The following is a 16,079-nucleotide window of genomic DNA, read 5'->3' as shown; positions in this document are numbered from 1 at the left end:
GCCGCCCGTCCCTCGTTTCTCTCACCTCCCCGCGGGGTGCTCCTCCCGCTCGACCGTCGAGATTGATTCGACGTCCATCGAAACAGATTGACCGTCCGCCGCGGCCAGCTATTCTGATTCGATGGCTGTCGAATCGGATCCCGCGGGGCCTGCGCCGGGCGCTCCGGGCGGCGTGCTGGGCGTCGACGAGCGCGTCGGCGTGCTCAAGGCGCTGGCGGACGCCTCGCGGCTTCAGGTGGTGAACGCCCTGCTGGAGCGGCCTCACTGCGCCGAGGAGCTGGCCGAGCGGCTGGGGCGCGCGCCGTCCACCGTGTCGTTCCACCTGCGGAAGCTCGACGAGGCGGGCCTCGTGACGAAGCGCAAGACCCAGTATTACCTGGTCTACGCGCTGCGCGCCGACCTGCTCGATCTGAGGTTGAGGGAGCTCATCGCGCTGCCGCCGGCCGGCGGCGGCCCCGAGAAGCGCCGCGTGGAGCGCTCCCGGAGCAAGGTGACGCGCGCCTACTTCCGCGACGGCGCGCTGACCCAGCTGCCGAAGCAGTGGCGCAAGCGGCGGATCGTGCTCGAGCAGTTCGTCGGTAAGTTCCAGGCGGGCCGGCGTTACCGAGAGCGCGAGGTGAACGAGATCATCCAGGCCCTGTATCCCGACCATTGCACCATCCGGCGCCTGCTGGTGGACGAGGGGTACATGGCGCGCGACAGCCAGCATTACTGGCTGATCGAGGCAGACGCGAAGGCGCCCGAGCCGCGGCCCGAGACACCGATCGAGGCCCCGGAGCCGGTGAAGGATACCCCTGAGACGGGTACGTCAATCGAGGGAGCGAGCGGGATGGAAACGCGCAAAGAGCTGAAGCGGAAGTACCTCGAGACCCCCAAGCAGGCGGGCGTCTTCCAGGTGAAGAACACGGTGAATGGCAAGGTCTTGCTCGGCAGCAGCACGAACCTTCACGGGCCGCTCAACAAGCACCGTTTCATGCTGTCGATCGGCGCGCACACGAACCAGGAGCTCCAGCGAGACTGGAAGGAGCACGGCGCTGACGCGTTCACGTTCGAGGTGCTCGAGGTCGTGCGGACCAAGGATGATCCAAGCTTCTCCTTGGCTGACGAGCTCACCTTGCTCGAGCAGATCTGGCTGGAGAAGCTGTCGCCGCTCCACCCGCGCGGCTACAACAGGAACACGAAAATCCGCGAGTGATGGCGTCCCCCGCGACGCTGCCGGCGCTGGCGGCGGCGCCCGCCGTGCTACGGTGATCGCGCCGGATTCCCCGGACGGAGGCGAGGGTTCCCATGCTGTATATCCAGGAGAGCACCCGGATCGAGGCGCCGATCGAGGTGGCGTGGGCGTGGCTCAGCGATCTCGAGCGCCTGATGCGGGTGAATGATTTCCACGTGGCGATGCGCTTCGAGACCGACCAGCGCCGGGGCAAAGGGACGCGCGTGTTCATCGATCACTCGTTCTTCGGGAGCGCCCCGGAGCCGCGCGTCGCGCGGGTGACCCACTGGGAGGAGGGCGCGGGGATCGGCTGGGTCGAGACGGCGATCAAGGATCCGAAGAGCAATTTCCCCCATTCATCACAGTACCGGCTGAAGCCGCTGCCGGACGGCGCGACGCTCCTCACGGACGAGCTGCGCGGCTCGCTCAACCTCCGCTACCTCGGGAAGGTCGCCGACAGGCTGATGCAGGACGTGTTCGTGTCGCGGGTCGTCCGGCGCGAGTGCGCCTACCTGAAGGCGCACATCGAGGCGTTCGCGGCCGGCTGGAAGGCGGGCCGAGCGGCCGCGTAGCGCTCCGGCCGACGCGCCGCTCAGATCCGGAAGAGCGGGCGGCCGTGGGGCAGGGAGGGCCAGGGGATGGCGGCGAGCATGAGCAGCAGCGTGATGAGGACGCCGATCGCCATGCGCCGGTGCTGCGCCGTGGGGTTCGGGGCGCGCTTCGCCCGGGCCGAGGCGACGTGGGCGACGGCGACCGCCGCGATCATGAGGAACGCGTGCTCGACGGCGAAGAAGCGCAGCGCGGCGATGGGCATGGCGGCCCGCAGCGCGTCCAGCGACTTGGGCGTGAGCGGGCTGAGCACGACGTAGAGGATCAGGCCGAGGAGGAACTGGGTGTCGAGCGAGCCGACGAACGCGGCGCTGATCTTGCGATCCGTCGCGGTCCACGGCCCCCCTCGGGTCCAGCCCCGGACCGACCGCACCAGCGTCGCCAGCCCGAGCAGCAGGACGGCCCAGCGCAGCCACGAGTGCACGAAGAGGACAGTCGAATAGATCATGGTCTCTGTTTCCCGGCCGCGGTACCGGCCTCGATGATGTACTGCGCCACGTCGGCGAGATCCGACTCGCGGACGCCACGGAAGCTGGGCATCGGGGGGACGTCGGTGCGCTTGCGGCCCGGGTTCACGGCCCAGCGGACGATGCCCTCGGGATCGGTCGCGTAGAGGCCCGCCAGCTCGCTGAGCGGCGGTCCGACCAGCTTGGCGCTGGGGGCGTGGCAGGACGCGCAGAGGGTGGAGAACAGGGCCTTGCCCTGCGCGGCCCGGGGCGAGAGCGCGATCGCGTCGTCGGCGGGAGCGGACCCCTTGCACGCGGCCGCGAGCAGGGGCAGGGCGGCGAGGATCGGCGACCATCTCATGCGGGCGGCCGCAACGTAGCGCGCTGGGGCGCCGGGCGCATGCGGCGTGGTGACGCAGGGCTCGGCGACGGCCGCGCCCCTGGCCGGCGCGGGCCGCAGGCTGCGGCGCCGGAGCCCGAGCCAGCGCGCCGCCCGGCGGGATGCCCGCGAGGTCCAGGCGTGGGTTGCCCGATGCACGCGCCGCCCGCTTCCTGCGCAACTGTACGATCGCTGCGCAGCCCCTGATCCCTGGGCCTCGTGTTCACGCGGGGAGATCCGGTGGCATCGACCGTGCACCGAGCGCTGGACAACGGACGACGGGCCCGGCGAGTCGGGTAGTCCAGGTTCACTTATCTACACTTGTCGAGGAGAAGGATCCATGGGTCACCAGAGCAGCCGCTCATCGCGCCACTTCCTGTCCCGCTGGCTTCGCGGCGGCGTCCCCTGTCTCTCGCTGTTGCTCGTCACGGCGTGCGGCGCCGGCTCCCGGGACGACAGCCCGCTCGACGCGCTGACCTCGGACGCGAGCGCTGCGGATCTCAGCGGCAACGGCGGAGCTGGCGGCGGCGTCGATACGAGCGGCCCGACCGGCAGCTGCGGGTTGAGCGGCGCCACCGTGGAGCGCACCTACGCGCCCAAGCTGTTCACCGCGGGCGCGGACCCCTCCGGCGACGCCGAGTGCACAGGCGTGCTCAACCCCGAGCGCGGCCTCTTCAAGTTCACGGATCTCCGGAGCCTCGGATCGCTCTCGGGCCTCCGGGACCAGGGCTACACGTTGATCTACGGCAAGGTGCTCATCGACGACTACCGCGCGCGGGACATCGACCAGGCCCTCATCGACCAGCTCAACGCGAGCTTCGCCGCCGCGCGCGCGGCGGGGCTGAAGGTGCTCCCCCGCTTCTACTACGCGTCGGAGGTCTCCCCGGACGACGCGCCGCTCAGCCGCGTGTTATCCCACATCGATCAGCTGACCCCCGTGCTCCAGGCGAACGCGGATGTCATCGCCGTGCTGCACCCCGGCTTCGTCGGCGCCTGGGGCGAGTGGCACTCCTCCACGAACGACCTCACGAGCCCGGACAGCCGCGAGCAGATCTTCGACGCGCTGCTCCGGGCGCTCCCGGAGAGCCGGATGACCCTCGCGCGCCGCCCCTCGCACAAGCTCGAGGCGTACGGCGGTCCGCTGACCGAAGCGACGGCGTTCTCCGGGACGCCGCTCTCGCGCGTCGGCCACCTGAACGACTGCTTCCTCGCGAGCGACGACGACGTCGGCACCTACCAGCTCCCCGGCGAGAAGGAGTACGCCGTCGCCGACTCGGCGTTCGCGCCCGTCGGAGGCGAGACGTGCGCGCCGAACCCGCCCCGCAGCCAGTGCGGCTCGGCGCTCGCCGAGCTCTCCATGCATCACTGGAGCTTCATCAACACGGACTATCACCTTGACGTGCTCGACGGCTGGAGGTCCGAAGGCTGCTTCGAGACCATCACCTGCCGCCTCGGCTATCGCTTCGTCGTGACGGGCCACGAGTCCCCCGGGGAGGTCGCGCGCGGGCAGTCGCTCTCCCTCCGGCTGCGCCTGTTCAACGACGGGTACGCCCGGGCCTACAACCCGCGCCCGGTGTACCTCGTGCTCCAGCAGGGCGGGGCGCGGCGCGTCGTCCAGGTCGACGCCGATCCGCGCCGCTGGGCGCCGGGTGAAGAGAGCGAGCTCTGCCTCGGGGCGCAGCTCCCGGCCGATCTCCCCCCGGGCGACTACCAGCTCGGGCTGTGGCTCCCGGACGAGTCCGCGAGCCTGCGCGACGACCCGCGCTACGCGATCCGGCTCTCGAGCGGCGCGACGTGGGACGGCGCCACCGGCATCAACCTGCTCGACGCCACCGTGCGGGTGATCGACTAGCGCTCCTCCTCGCCGCGGGGCCTACTGCGGCTTGAACAGGTCCCCGAGCCCCGGCAGGTTCGCGAACGGGTCCACGCCCGGCAGCGCGACGCCGGTCGGCTCGGTGCCTTCGAGGAACACCTCCTCGACCGCGTTCTCCTGGCCGGGCAGCGCCGGCAGCCCGCTCTCCGGGTCGATGGGGAGGCGCACGATCCCGAGCGGCTCCGGGAAGTCGGTCGCCGGGCGCCCTGCGTGCGCCTTGTCCATGAACGCGACGAAGGCCGGCAGGGCGGCGCTGCTGCCCACCTCGCTCGCGCCGAGCGGGGTGGCGTCGTCGAAGCCGGTCCACACGGCGCACGCGATGTCGGTCGAGTAGCCGACGAACCACGCGTCCCTCGCGTGGTTCGTGGTGCCGGTCTTGCCCGCGATGGGCCGGCGCAGCGAGCGCGCCTGCTTCGCCGTGCCGACCTCGACCACCGACCTGAGCAGGCTCGTCGTGATGTACGCCTCCGCCGCGGTCATCACCGGGCGGGGCGGCGGCCGCGCCGGCAGCGGCAGCGCCTCGCCGCGCGGCCCCGTGATCTTCGTCACGAGCGCGGGCTCCTGGTACGTGCCGCCCGCCGCGAACGCCGCGTAGGCGGCCGCCATCTCGCGCGGGGTCACCTCGTAGGCGCCGAGCGCGAGGGACAGATCGGCGCCGAGCTTCGAGGTGATCCCGAGCTCGCGCGCCCAGGCGATCACGGCCTCGGGGCCGACCTCCCGGAGCGCCGCCACCGCGGCGACGTTCACGCTGTGGGCGAGCGCCTCGCGCAGGCGCCTCGGGCTCTGCCCCTCGCTCTCGTCGTAGTTGCCGGGCTGGTATCCCTCGAGCGCCGCCGGGTCCGTCTCGAGCATCGACGCCGCGGTGAGCTTCCGCGCGTGGATGCCGTAGCCGTAGACGAGGGCCTTGAACGTCGACCCCGGCTGCCTGTGCGCGTGGCTCGCCCGGTCCAGCGCGCCGCGCGCGCCCTCGTAGCCGCCGGCGAGCGCGAGGATCTCGCGCGTGCGCGCGTCGATCGCGACGAGCGCCCCCTGCGGGCCGAGGTCGAGCCGGAGCCTCCCGGCCTCGGGCTCGCCCGCGAAGCGCACGCGCAGCACCTTGCCGACCTCCGCGAAGCGGCTCGGCGGGAGCCCGCGCGGGTTGTACCGGCGCTCCTTGCGCAGGTCGACGTTGCCCTGCACCGTGCCCACGCGGACCGCCAGCGTCCCGCGGCCGTCGTCGGCGCCCGTCACCACGCCGAGGTAGGTGCGGTGCGGATCCTTGGGGACGCCCGCGAACGGCGCCGGGTCGCCCTTCGCGCGGGTGAAGGGCGCGGCGAGCCCGTGCCGCGCGGCGTACGCGTCGAGGTTCTGGCGCACCGCCGCGCGCGCCGCCGCTTGCAGCTTCGGGTCGACCGACGTGACGACCGTGTAGCCGCCGTACCTGGCGTCGGGCCCGACGGCCTGCCGCAGCGCGCGCTCGGCCTCGGCGACGACCTCCGGCGCGAGCTCGTCCGACGTCTCCGGCTCGGGCGCGAGGCGGATCGGCTCCGCGAGCGCGGCGTCGATTTGCGCCTCAGGCAGAAATTTCTTCTCCCGCATCTGACCGAGCACGAAGGCGCGGCGCTTCTCGGCGCGCTCTTGGTTCACGCGGGGCGAGTAGATGGAGGGCCCCTTCACGATGCCGGCGAGCAGCGCCGCCTCGGCGAGCGTCACCTGGCGGATGCTCTTGCCGAAGTAGTACCGCGCCGCCTCCTCGACCCCGTAGCGCCCGTGGCCGAAGTAGATGTGGTTGAGGTAGAGCTCGAGGATCTGGTCCTTCGTGAGCTCCTGCTCGATGCGGCGGGCGAGGAGCAGCTCCCGCATCTTGCGGTCCAGGGTGCGCTCGTGCGTGAGCAGGACGTTCTTCACGACCTGCTGGGTGATCGTGCTGCCCCCCTGGCGCGCCTCGGCGGAGCGCAGGTTGACGAGGAGGGCGCGGAGCATGCCGAGGTAGTTGAGCCCGTCGTGTTTGTAGAACCTGGCGTCCTCGGCGGCGAGCGCGGCGAGGCTCATGGCCGGCGGGATCTCGGTGACGGGCACGAGGGTCCGGCGCTCGACGAAGAGCTCTCCGAGGACGGTGCCGTCGCGCGCGAGGAACCGCGTGACCTGCGGCGGGTTGTAGCTCTTGAGCTCCGCGGTGGTCGGCAGGTCGCGCTCGTAGTGGCGGACGACGACGAAGAAGGCGATCACCGCGAGGGCCGCGAGGGCCGCGAGGGCGATCGCGAGCCGCTTCGCCCAGCGGAGGAGCGCCGCGCGGAGCGGCAGCTTCGCGCGCGCCTCGCGCGGCGTCCGCCGGAGGAGCGCCCGGAGCGCCGCGCCGAGCCGCGCCCACGCCGGGTGCGCGAGCGCGGCCCGGGCGAGGCGGCGCGCGCGGCCGGGCTCCGCGCTCCGAGGGCGGGCCGGGGGCGGCGGAGGCGGCGGGGGCGGCGCCCCTGCGGGCGGCAGGGGCGGCGCCCACGCGGCCGCCGGCTGCGGCGCCCCTGCCGGCGGCGGAGGCGGCTGCAGCGCGGGCGGGGGCGTTCCCGCGGGGCGCTGCGGCGACCAGAGCCGTGTCGGCGCGCGGTCGCTCGGCGGCGGCCCGGGGCCCTCCGCGCCGGGGTCGTAGGGGAGCGTACGCTCCACAGGGGCGACACGCTCGCCCGCCCCTTCGGGCGGCGCAGCGGGCTTTCGCGGGGGATCCGAGGCCATGCGGTCAGCGCGCGGGAGGCACCGGCGCCACCTCGGCGCCAGGTGACGTGACCCGGCCGCGCCACGGTATCACGTGCCCCGGCGCCACGGATGTCCTCGGTCACCGGATCTTCCGCAGGTGCTTATCAGGCGAGCCAGGGATCGCCTTGAGTTGTCAGGGGCCCCTGCAGCGTCGACGCGTTCGTCGCGTGCTCGTTCCCTCCGCCCGGCGCCCGTGCAGCGGACGTTGTCGTCCTGGGCTCGATCCTGCCCGGGACGCGCGGCGCCAGTCGAGCGGGCTCGCCCTGCGGCTGCCCGATTGCTGGCTGCGCCGGGCGGCGCCGAGGGGTAGGATGGGCGTGGAGCGACGCATGCCCTTCCAGAGCGACACCTCGCACATCCCGATCCCGCCCCCTGGGGAGGACGAGCTCCCTTACGACGACGGAGAGCCGATGGAGTCGGAACGTCACCGAGAGCAGATGTACCTGCTCATCGAGGTGTTGAAGCTCGTCTGGCAAGACCGTGACGACGTGTACGTCGGCGGCAACATGGCCATCTATTTCAGCGAGCTCCAGGCGAAGAAGAACGATTTCCGCGGGCCCGACGTCTTCGTGGTGCTCGAGACCAGGAAGCGAGAGCGCAAGTCCTGGGTTGTCTGGCAGGAGGATGGCCGGACGCCGGACGTCGTGATCGAGCTGCTCTCCGCGACCACCGAGGCCGTCGATCGCGGCGAAAAGATGCGGATCTACGCGAAGCTCTTGCGTGTCCCGGAGTACTATCTATTCGATCCTTTCACGGGCGTGCTCGAGGCGTATGTGCTGGATCGAGCCACGCAGTCGTACGAGCGCGTCTCGCCCGAGGCGAACGGCGACTTCACGAGCGCGCGGCTTCGTCTGCGCCTCGGCGTACGCCATGGCATCTACCACGGCCTTGCAACCGACTGGCTGCGCTGGCTCGACCTGGAAGGGCGCGTGCTGCCTACCGGTGAGGAGCAGGCCCGCGCCGCCGAGGAGCAGGCCCGCGCCGCCGAGGAGAGGGCGAAGGCTGCCCTCGAAGAAGCGCAGAGCCTGGCTGCGCGGTTGGCGGCTTACGAAAAGCAGTTCGGACCGCTACCTGGCGGCGGTTCGTCGTAGCCGCCTCGCAGCAGCGAGCAGATGAATAGCCGTCGCCCCGCCATTGGCCGCTCGTCGGCCGGGGCGCAACCCATGCGCACTCCCGCGCAGCGCGGAGCTCGAAGCGAGCTCGTTTACCGCTCTCGTGCCGTCCCCGGCTCGGCAGCTTCTTCCGGGCCAGCGGTCAGGTCCGGAGGTTCGGACTTGCGGAGGTGAGGACGGGATTCGAACCCGCGTATAACGGTTTTGCAAACCGTTGCCTAACCACTTGGCTACCTCACCGACTCTTCGAAGCGGCGGGAGGTCATGCCTCATCCGAGCCCTGCTGTCAATGCCCGCGACACGTTCGTGCGCATTTCCGCGGCCGAGCCAGCTCAACCCGCCGCAACCGCGTCCCCGAAGAAGCCAGCACGGTTCCCCCGAGCTGGTCGCTGTGGGAGGGAGGAGGGGGAGCGCACGGCGCGCACAGGGGACGGCCGCCAATTCCCCCTGCCTCCCGCAGCCGCCGCCCTCCGGATCCCCGTGCCCCCGTGCGCCTCACGAGGGCCAGCGCTGCTCCCCCCGCGCGCCGCTCGCGCCCCTCGCGCGCGCCCCCCGCCCTCGCGCCGCCAGCCTCCGCCCGAGATAACCCGCCGTATAGGTCGCCAGCCGTGTCGCCTGGAGCAGCCCGCTCGGCACGATCCCCCTCCCCGTGTGGAACGGATCGAAGCAGAGCGCGTTCTGGTCCACGGCCACCGGCGCTTCCAGCACGATGTCGGCCACTGCCATCCACTGCCTGAACGCCCCGCGCCGCCTGACCTCGAGCCGCAGCAACGCCAGCCCCTCCGCCGCCGCCCGCTCGAGCCGCTCGACGCGGTTGCCTTCCGTGGTCACGGCGCGCAGCGGGATCAGCCGGAACTCCGCGCGACCGAACCCCGCGACCTCGAACGGAAGCTGGGCGTAGTAGTCGTTGCGCAGAAAATCATGCCGGTTCGTCGTGAGGAACCCGAACGCGATCAGCGCGAGATACCGGGCGCTCACGAAGAGGAGATCCTGATCTCCGGCGCTCGCCGCCGGCGTGATCTGCTCGCTGCTCCGGAAGCGCACCGAGACGCCCAGCAAATCCGGACGACGCTCCCCCCTGCCGCCCCGCCACCGCCAGATCCCGCCCGACAGGCGCACGAGCGCCGGCCCCGCGAGCCGCTGCGACAGCGCGCCGACCTCGCCCTCCACCGCGATGGACCTCACCGCGGCGCGGTAAACCACGCCGTCGGGGTGGAACACCCTCGCTCCGCGGACAAGGCTGAGCTGCCAGACGATGGGAGACAAGGCTCCCCCGATCGCACGCCCGATCGCTTCCCCGAACCGCATGGTGCACCCCCCCCTGCCGCAAACCTGGAGCGGCGGGGGCCGACCGCAAGCCGCGGCGCGCGCTACGGCGCGGTCTCGCGCTGCGCGCGGTGCTCGATGAGGCGCTTCACGACGAGCGTTAGGAGCGCGAGGAGCACGAGGAGCGAGGCGACGGCGAACGCCGCCGAGAAGTGGTACTCGTTGTAGAGCACCTCGACGTGCAGCGGCATCGTGTTGGTCTGCCCCCGGATGTGGCCCGAGACGACCGAGACCGCGCCGAACTCGCCCATCGCCCGCGCATTGCAGAGCACCACGCCGTAGAGCAGACCCCACTTCGCGTTCGGCAGCGTGATCCGGAAGAACATGCTCCACCCGCTCGCGCCGAGCGACAGCGCCGCGTGCTCCTCGTCCGCCCCCTGGCTCTCCAGGAACGGGATGAGCTCGCGCGCGACGAAGGGGAACGTCACGAACGTCGTCGCCAGGATGATCCCGGGCGTATCGAAGATCACCCGGATGTCGTGATCCATCAGCCAGGGGCCGATCACCCCGTGCGCGCCGAAGAGCAGGACGAAGATCATGCCGGAGATGACCGGCGAGACCGCGAACGGCAGGTCGATGAGCGTGACGAGCAAGCTCTTGCCGGAGAACTCGAAGCGCGCGATCGCCCACGCCGCGGCCACGCCGAAGACGAGGTTCAGCGGCACGGCGATGAGCGCCGTCGTCAGCGTCAGCTTGATCGCCGCAACGGCGTCCGGCTCGATGATCGCCTGCCAGTAGGCCACGAGGCCGTGCTTCAGCGCCTCGATGAACACCGCCACGACCGGCAGGAACAGGAAGAACCCGAGGAACGCGAGCGCTACCACGGTGAGCACCCAGCGCACCACCGTCGGCTCGGAGGTCGCGCCGCGCACCGCCGTGCGCGACCTCACCCGCAGCTTGCCCGCCGCGCCCGCCATTACGACGCGACCCCGGGCGCGTTGCCTCCGGCGGCCCCCGCCCCGGCGGCCCCCGCCCCGACGGCCGCCGGGCGCGGCGCCTCGACCGGGCTGCGCGACGAGACGCGCGCGCCGCTCCACACCTGGAGCCGGTTGATCAGGAAGAGGAGGACGAACGAGGAGAGGAGCATCACGACCGCGAGCGCCGTCGCGCCCGCGTAGTCGTACTGCTCGAGCTTGGTCATGATGACGAGCGGCGTGATCTCGGTCTTGAGCGGCATGTTCCCGGAGATGAACACGACCGACCCGTACTCGCCGAATGCCCTCGCGAACGACATCGCGAACCCGGTGAGGATCGACGGCCAGAGCGACGGCAAGAGGACGCGCGTGAAGATCACGAAGCGGCCCGCCCCGAGCGAAGCCGCCGCCTCCTCCTGATCAATCTCGAGCTCCTCCATCACCGGCTGGACCGTGCGCACCACGAACGGGAGCCCCACGAACGTCAGCGCGATGACCACGCCGAGCCGGCTGAACGCGCTCTGGATCCCGAGCGGGTAGAGGAACTGACCCACCCACCCCTGCTGCGCGTAGATGGCCGTGAGCGCGATGCCGCCGACCGCCGTCGGGAGCGCGAAGGGCAGATCGACGAGCGCGTCGACGATCGACTTGCCCGGGAAGCTGTACCGCACGAGCACCCAGGCCACGAGCACCCCGAACACCGCGTTGATGCTCGCGGCGATGAGCGACGCGCTGAAGCTCATCTTCAGCGAGGCGAGCGCGCGCGGCGACGTCACCACCGCCCAGAACTCGCTCGGCGGGAGCGTCGCCGTCTTCAGGAAGATCATCGACAGCGGGACGAGCACGAGCAACGACAGGTACGTTACCGTAATACCCATCGCGAGCCCGAAGCCGGGCAGGACGCTCTGTCGTCGCCAGAGGAGAGCCACGAATGTCTACTTGCCGGCCTGGTAAATCTGGTCGAAGACGCCGCCGTCGGAGAAGTGCGTCTTCTGGGCCTTTTGCCATCCGCCGAACACCTCGTCAATCGTGAACAGCGCGAGCTTCGGGAAGGTGCCCTCCGCCTCCGCGGCCGCGAGGGTCGCCGCGTGGCGCGGGCGGTAGAAGTGCTTCACCGCGATGCGCTGCCCCTCCTCCGTGGAGAGGAAGTTGAGGTACGCCTCCGCCACCGCCCGCGTCCCGCGCTTGTCGGCCACCTTGTCCACCACCGCGACCGGGGGCTCGGCGAGGATGCTGACCGACGGCGCGACCACCTCGAACTTGTCCTTGCCGGCCTGCTTCACGGCGAGCAGCGCCTCGTTCTCCCAGGCGATGAGGACGTCGCCGATCCCGCGCTCCACGAACGTCGTGGTCGAACCGCGCGCGCCGGAGTCGAGGACAGGCACGTTCTTGAACAGGCGGCCGACGAAATCCTTCGCTTTCCCTTCGTCGCCGCCCGAGCGCTTCAGCTCGTACCCCCACGCGGCGAGGTAGTTCCACCGCGCGCCGCCCGAGGTCTTCGGGTTCGGCGTGATGACCGACACGCCCTCTTTCACGAGGTCGTCCCAGTCCTTGATGCCCTTCGGGTTGCCGCCGCGCACCAGGAAGACGATGGTCGACGTGTACGGAGCGCTGTTGTCCTTGAGGCGCGCCTGCCAGCCCTCCTTGATCAGCCCCGCGGACGCGATCGCGTCGACGTCGTAGGCGAGCGCGAGCGTGACCACGTCCGCTTCGAGCCCGTCGATCACCGAGCGGGCCTGCTTGCCGGAGCCCCCGTGCGACTGCTTGATGGTGACGTCCTGTCCGTTCTGCGCCTTCCAGCTCTTCGCGAAGGCGGCGTTCACCTCCTCGTAGAGCTCGCGCGTGGGGTCATACGAGACGTTCAGGATCTGCACCGGCCCCGACTTGGTCGCTGCGCCGGGGGCGGCGCCCGTCGCGTCGCCCTTCGAGCACGCGGCCAGGGCCAGCGTGAGCACACAACAGACCATCGTGATCAAGCGTCGCATCGATCTCGTCCTTACTCCCTTATCCGGTCGCCAGGAACCGGGCTTCCCGCTGCGCGAGCGCGTCGAGCAGCTGCTGGAAGCGCGCCGCGCCGCAGCGGCGGGCCATGAAGGCCGCGCGCCCGAGCTTCTGGCAGAGCTTCTTCGCGAGCAGCACGCCGCCGTGGCTGTTCACGTCCGTCAACACGATCACCAGGTCGGCCCGCTCGATGGCCGCCCGCAGCTCGGCCGCGCCGCGGCCCCCGGTGTTGCCGGTGTGGAATTCCAAATGATGGCCCGCCTGCATCGCCATCCGCTCTAGCTGGGCCTGGTTGCGATCCAACCCACCAATCCAGGTGATCCGCATCGCGCCGTCTCCTTGCTGCTTCCCGCGGGTGAACGCCGCTATAACGGACATATCTCATGCTAAAGCGGAGGAAGCAAGGAGGTTCGTCACTATAACGGAGGAAACGTCTCAGATACTGGACGGACACGCCGGCGTTCGCGGGCGGAAACGGATGGAGGCGGACGCAAACGGAACGGAGCGGCGCGGGGCTAGCCCCGGGAGCCGTAGGTCATGACGAGGTACATGACGGCCTCGGAGCCGCTCAGGTTGCGGTAGCTGTGGGGGCTGTCCGCCTCGAACAGGATGGCGTCGCCGGTCTCGAGCACGCGCCGCTCGCCGGCCACGGTGATCTCCACGGAGCCCTCGGTGACGATCAGGTTCTCCGAGGTGCCGGGGGCGTGCGCGTCGGCGTGCTCGACGGCGCGGGGCGCGAGGCGGAGCTCGTAGAACTCCACGTTGCGCGGGCGGTCCATCGGGAAGAGCGCGCGGGACGAGAAGTCGCCGTTGCGCGAGCGCAGGATGCGCGCGTGGTCGGCCTGCAGCACGGTCGTGACCGGCGAGGCGGCCTGGCTCATCAAGGCCGAGAACGGGACGCCGAGGGCGCGCGCGATCTTCCAGAGGACGTTGATGGTCGGCGTGCTCTGGCCCAGCTCGATCTGCCCGAGCATCGCCCGGCTCACCCCGGACGCCTTCGCCAGGCGCTCGAGCGACAGGCCACGCTCGGCCCGGAACCGCTTCAGGTTCATGGCGACGACGGGCGTCAGGTCCGACGACGCCTCGTCGAGCGCCGGCTCGTCGGCTTCCGGCTCGCTCGCCGGGGGGGGCGGCGGCTCGGCGGCCGCCGCGCGCGCGGGTTGCTGGGCTCTCCGTGCCTTCACTGGAGGCGTATCCGCCATGGTGGAGGGCGCGCGTCAAGCGAGCGAGGCCAGGGCGCGCGTCAGGCGACCGAGGCCGGGGCGCGCTCGGGGCTCCCAGAGGGCGCGTCGGTCGCCGCGCTGCGGGCCGGCAGGCGAGGCGCCCGGAGCGAGGCGGCCGCCTCCGCGGTCGGGGGAAGCGCGCTCGGCGCGGTGTGACCGGTGATCAGGCGGGCGCCGCGCTTGAACGTGATGTACTGCCACATCCACGAGAACATTACAGCCAGGCGGTTCTTGTAATCGATGAGGAAGAGCACGTGGACGACCAGCCAGGCGAGCCACGCGAGCATGCCCGACATCTTCAGGCGGCCGATCTTCGCGATGGCGCGCGAGCGGCCGATGGTCGCCATCGTGCCCTTGTCGAGGTAGGCGAACTGCCCGCGCGGCTTGCCCTTCAGGTCGCCGAGGATGCAGCGCGCGACGAAGCGCCCCTCCTGGATGGCGGCGGGGCTGAGGCCGGGCACGTCGACGCCGTTGCGGTCGCGGAGCGCGGCCATGTCGCCGATCGCGAAGACGTTCGGGTGTCCGGGGACGGAGCAGTCGGGCGCGACCTTCACGCGGCCGATGCGGTCGAGCTCGACGCCGAGCGTGCGCGCGAGCGGCGTGCCGCGGACCCCCGCCGCCCAGATCACGGTCGCGGCGGGGAGGCGCTCGCCGTCCTCGAACTCGACGCCCTGCTCATCGATGCTCCGGAAGCGGCGCCCCTTGATGACCTCCACGCCGAGGGAGGCGAGCTGCTGCTCGGCGCTCGCCGAGAGGCTCTCGGGGAAGGCCTGGAGGATGCGCGGCCCGATCTCGACGAGCAGCACGCGCGAGGACGCGGGGTCGAGGGCGCGGAAGTCGCGCTCGAGGATGTAACGCGCGAGCTCGGCGAAGGCGCCGGCCATCTCGACGCCGGTCGCGCCGCCGCCGATGACGACGAACGTGAGCAGCCTGCGGCGCGCGGCCGGGTCGTCCTCGCGCTCGGCGGCCTCGAAGGCGAGCAGCATGCGCTCGCGGATGGTGAGCGCCTCGTCGAGGTTCTTGAGCGCCGGCGCGAAGCGGGCCCACTCGTCGTGGCCGAAGTAGTTGTTCGTCGCCCCGACGGCGAGGATCAAATAGTCGTAGTCGATCGTGTCGTCGTCGACGTCGATGCGCTTTCCGGCGAGGTCGACGCGCTTCACGTCGCCGAGCAGGACGCGCACGTTGCGCTGGCGCGAGAAGACCGATCGGATCGGGACCGCGATGTCGGCGGGCGAGAGGCTGGCGGTCGCAACCTGGTAGAGCAGCGGCTGGAACAGGTGGTGGTTCGTCCTGTCGATGAGCGTGACCCGGACGGGCGCGTTGCGGAACGCCTTCGCCGCGTTCAGGCCGCCGAAGCCTCCGCCGACGATGACGACGTGGGGCTCTTTCGCGGTCGTTGCCATGGTGCCTCCTCGACGAGGAACACGTCCTCGGTGGCGCCGAGATGGTAGGGCCCACCGATCCACGCGACAAGCGCGGCGGAGCTCGCGCAGGGCGGAGCGGGCGTGTCGAGGAGGGTCCGATCGCCGCGCGCCGTCAGCGGCGCGGCGGTGGCTCACGCGTTCACGCCGCGGCCTTCACGCCGGCGACGGATTCGCCCTGCAGCGCCTCGGCGAGCAGCTTCCTGCCGCGGTGCAGGCGGCTCATCACGGTGCCGACCGGGACGCCGAGCCGCGCCGCGGCGTCCTTGTAAGACATCTCCTCGAGGTCCACGAGCACGACGGTGTCGCGGAAGCTCGGCGGGAGCGTCGCCAGCGCGCGCCACACGCCGGGCGAGAGCGCGTGTGTCTCCGCGCAGCCCTCGGGCGCGGTCCACGCGCACGGATCGCTCGCGAGCACGTCGAGGGCGTTGCGCTCGCGGCGGCTGCGCCGGCACCGGGTGATGAAGACGCTGAAGAGGATCTGGTGCACCCACGCCCGCAGGTTGGTCCCGGGCTCGTAGCTCGCCGCGAACCGGAGCGCGCGCTCCACGGTGTCCTGCACGAGGTCCTCCGCCGTCGCGGGCGATCGGGAGAGCCGCAGCGCGCGGCCGAAGAGCTCCGGTGTCATTTCGACAAGGCCCCGGCAAAGTGCGTTGACCGCATCGACGGCGGCCACGGCGCCCGCGCTCGCGCCGCCGCCCGGCGCCGTCCCGGCCGCGCCGAGCGACGGTCCACGCCGGCGCCGATCGACGGGGGGCAGCGCGGAATTCGATGACCGGGCGGGGGCATGGGCGGCGGGGACGAGCATGGCGGGACCTCCTGCGTACGGGCGCTG

General features: G+C 71.4%; 15 protein-coding genes and 1 tRNA gene. 4 read left to right on the top strand and 12 right to left on the bottom strand.

The features are described from left to right. Positions 1-121: 121 nt before the first annotated feature. Both WMF43_RS02840 and WMF43_RS02835 read left to right on the top strand, forming a co-directional pair. Positions 122-1,195, top strand: coding sequence for a metalloregulator ArsR/SmtB family transcription factor (locus WMF43_RS02840; RefSeq protein ID WP_437677370.1), 1,074 nt, complete (start codon positions 122-124; stop codon positions 1,193-1,195). 92 nt (positions 1,196-1,287) lie between these two features. After that, positions 1,288-1,785, top strand: a complete 498-nt coding sequence (locus WMF43_RS02835; protein ID WP_437677368.1) for an SRPBCC family protein — start codon at positions 1,288-1,290, stop codon at positions 1,783-1,785. Positions 1,786-1,805: 20 nt separating this feature from the next. Here the strand turns inward: WMF43_RS02835 and WMF43_RS02830 are convergent, their stop codons facing one another. Together WMF43_RS02830 and WMF43_RS02825 are read right to left on the bottom strand one after the other, a co-directional pair. Next, positions 1,806-2,270 carry a hypothetical protein gene (locus WMF43_RS02830; protein ID WP_437677367.1) on the bottom strand — a complete coding sequence of 155 codons (465 nt, stop codon included), beginning with the start codon at positions 2,268-2,270 and terminating at the stop codon, positions 1,806-1,808. Then, positions 2,267-2,629 carry a c-type cytochrome gene (locus WMF43_RS02825; RefSeq protein ID WP_437677365.1) on the bottom strand — a complete coding sequence of 121 codons (363 nt, stop codon included), beginning with the start codon at positions 2,627-2,629 and terminating at the stop codon, positions 2,267-2,269. Before WMF43_RS02825 ends, WMF43_RS02830 begins: the two co-directional genes overlap by 4 nt. A 358-nt stretch (positions 2,630-2,987) precedes the next feature. Here WMF43_RS02825 and WMF43_RS02820 point away from each other — a divergent pair, with 358 nt between their 5' ends. Further along, entirely contained in the window at positions 2,988-4,499 is a 1,512-nt protein-coding gene (locus WMF43_RS02820) for a DUF4832 domain-containing protein (RefSeq protein ID WP_437677363.1), read from the top strand. Between the two features lie 21 nt (positions 4,500-4,520). Here WMF43_RS02820 and WMF43_RS02815 read toward each other — a convergent pair whose 3' ends face one another. Beyond that, positions 4,521-7,160: a penicillin-binding protein 1A gene (locus tag WMF43_RS02815; protein WP_437677361.1), complete on the bottom strand. Its 2,640-nt coding sequence runs from the start codon at positions 7,158-7,160 to the stop codon at positions 4,521-4,523. Between the two features lie 416 nt (positions 7,161-7,576). Here WMF43_RS02815 and WMF43_RS02810 point away from each other — a divergent pair, with 416 nt between their 5' ends. Beyond that, positions 7,577-8,338: a Uma2 family endonuclease gene (locus WMF43_RS02810; RefSeq protein WP_437677359.1), complete on the top strand. Its 762-nt coding sequence runs from the start codon at positions 7,577-7,579 to the stop codon at positions 8,336-8,338. A gap of 189 nt (positions 8,339-8,527) precedes the next feature. Here WMF43_RS02810 and WMF43_RS02805 read toward each other — a convergent pair. From WMF43_RS02805 to WMF43_RS02765, 9 genes are all read right to left on the bottom strand, one after another. Next, a tRNA-Cys gene (locus WMF43_RS02805) sits at positions 8,528-8,599 on the bottom strand. A 255-nt stretch (positions 8,600-8,854) separates the two neighbouring features. Continuing rightward, complete coding sequence (locus WMF43_RS02800) at positions 8,855-9,580, bottom strand: hypothetical protein (RefSeq protein ID WP_437677357.1); 726 nt, start codon at positions 9,578-9,580, stop codon at positions 8,855-8,857. Positions 9,581-9,729: 149 nt separating this feature from the next. Next, the gene (gene cysW / locus WMF43_RS02795) at positions 9,730-10,602 is read right to left on the bottom strand and encodes a sulfate ABC transporter permease subunit CysW (protein WP_437677355.1); all 873 of its coding nucleotides are present in this window, start codon (positions 10,600-10,602) and stop codon (positions 9,730-9,732) included. Next, positions 10,602-11,477 carry a sulfate ABC transporter permease subunit CysT gene (gene cysT / locus WMF43_RS02790; protein WP_437677354.1) on the bottom strand — a complete coding sequence of 292 codons (876 nt, stop codon included), beginning with the start codon at positions 11,475-11,477 and terminating at the stop codon, positions 10,602-10,604. The genes cysW and cysT overlap by 1 nt, the downstream gene beginning before the upstream one ends. Before the next feature lie 57 nt (positions 11,478-11,534). Next, positions 11,535-12,584, bottom strand: a complete 1,050-nt coding sequence (locus tag WMF43_RS02785) for a sulfate ABC transporter substrate-binding protein (protein WP_437677353.1) — start codon at positions 12,582-12,584, stop codon at positions 11,535-11,537. 19 nt (positions 12,585-12,603) lie between these two features. After that, a complete protein-coding gene (locus WMF43_RS02780; RefSeq protein WP_437677351.1) occupies positions 12,604-12,927 on the bottom strand; it encodes a DUF2325 domain-containing protein in 324 nt (107 codons plus the stop codon). A 188-nt stretch (positions 12,928-13,115) separates the two neighbouring features. Further along, a complete protein-coding gene (locus WMF43_RS02775; RefSeq protein ID WP_437677349.1) occupies positions 13,116-13,784 on the bottom strand; it encodes a helix-turn-helix domain-containing protein in 669 nt (222 codons plus the stop codon). Positions 13,785-13,843: 59 nt separating this feature from the next. After that, a complete protein-coding gene (locus WMF43_RS02770) occupies positions 13,844-15,226 on the bottom strand; it encodes an NAD(P)/FAD-dependent oxidoreductase (protein ID WP_437677347.1) in 1,383 nt (460 codons plus the stop codon). A gap of 160 nt (positions 15,227-15,386) precedes the next feature. After that, positions 15,387-15,872: an RNA polymerase sigma factor gene (locus WMF43_RS02765; RefSeq protein WP_437677345.1), complete on the bottom strand. Its 486-nt coding sequence runs from the start codon at positions 15,870-15,872 to the stop codon at positions 15,387-15,389. Positions 15,873-16,079 lie beyond the last annotated feature (207 nt).

The organism is Sorangium sp. So ce131, assembly GCF_051519095.1.
Lineage (GTDB): Bacteria > Myxococcota_A > Polyangia > Polyangiales > Polyangiaceae > Sorangium.
Note: the sequence above shows the minus strand (reverse complement) of the source record. Positions and strands in the feature narration are given on the sequence as shown.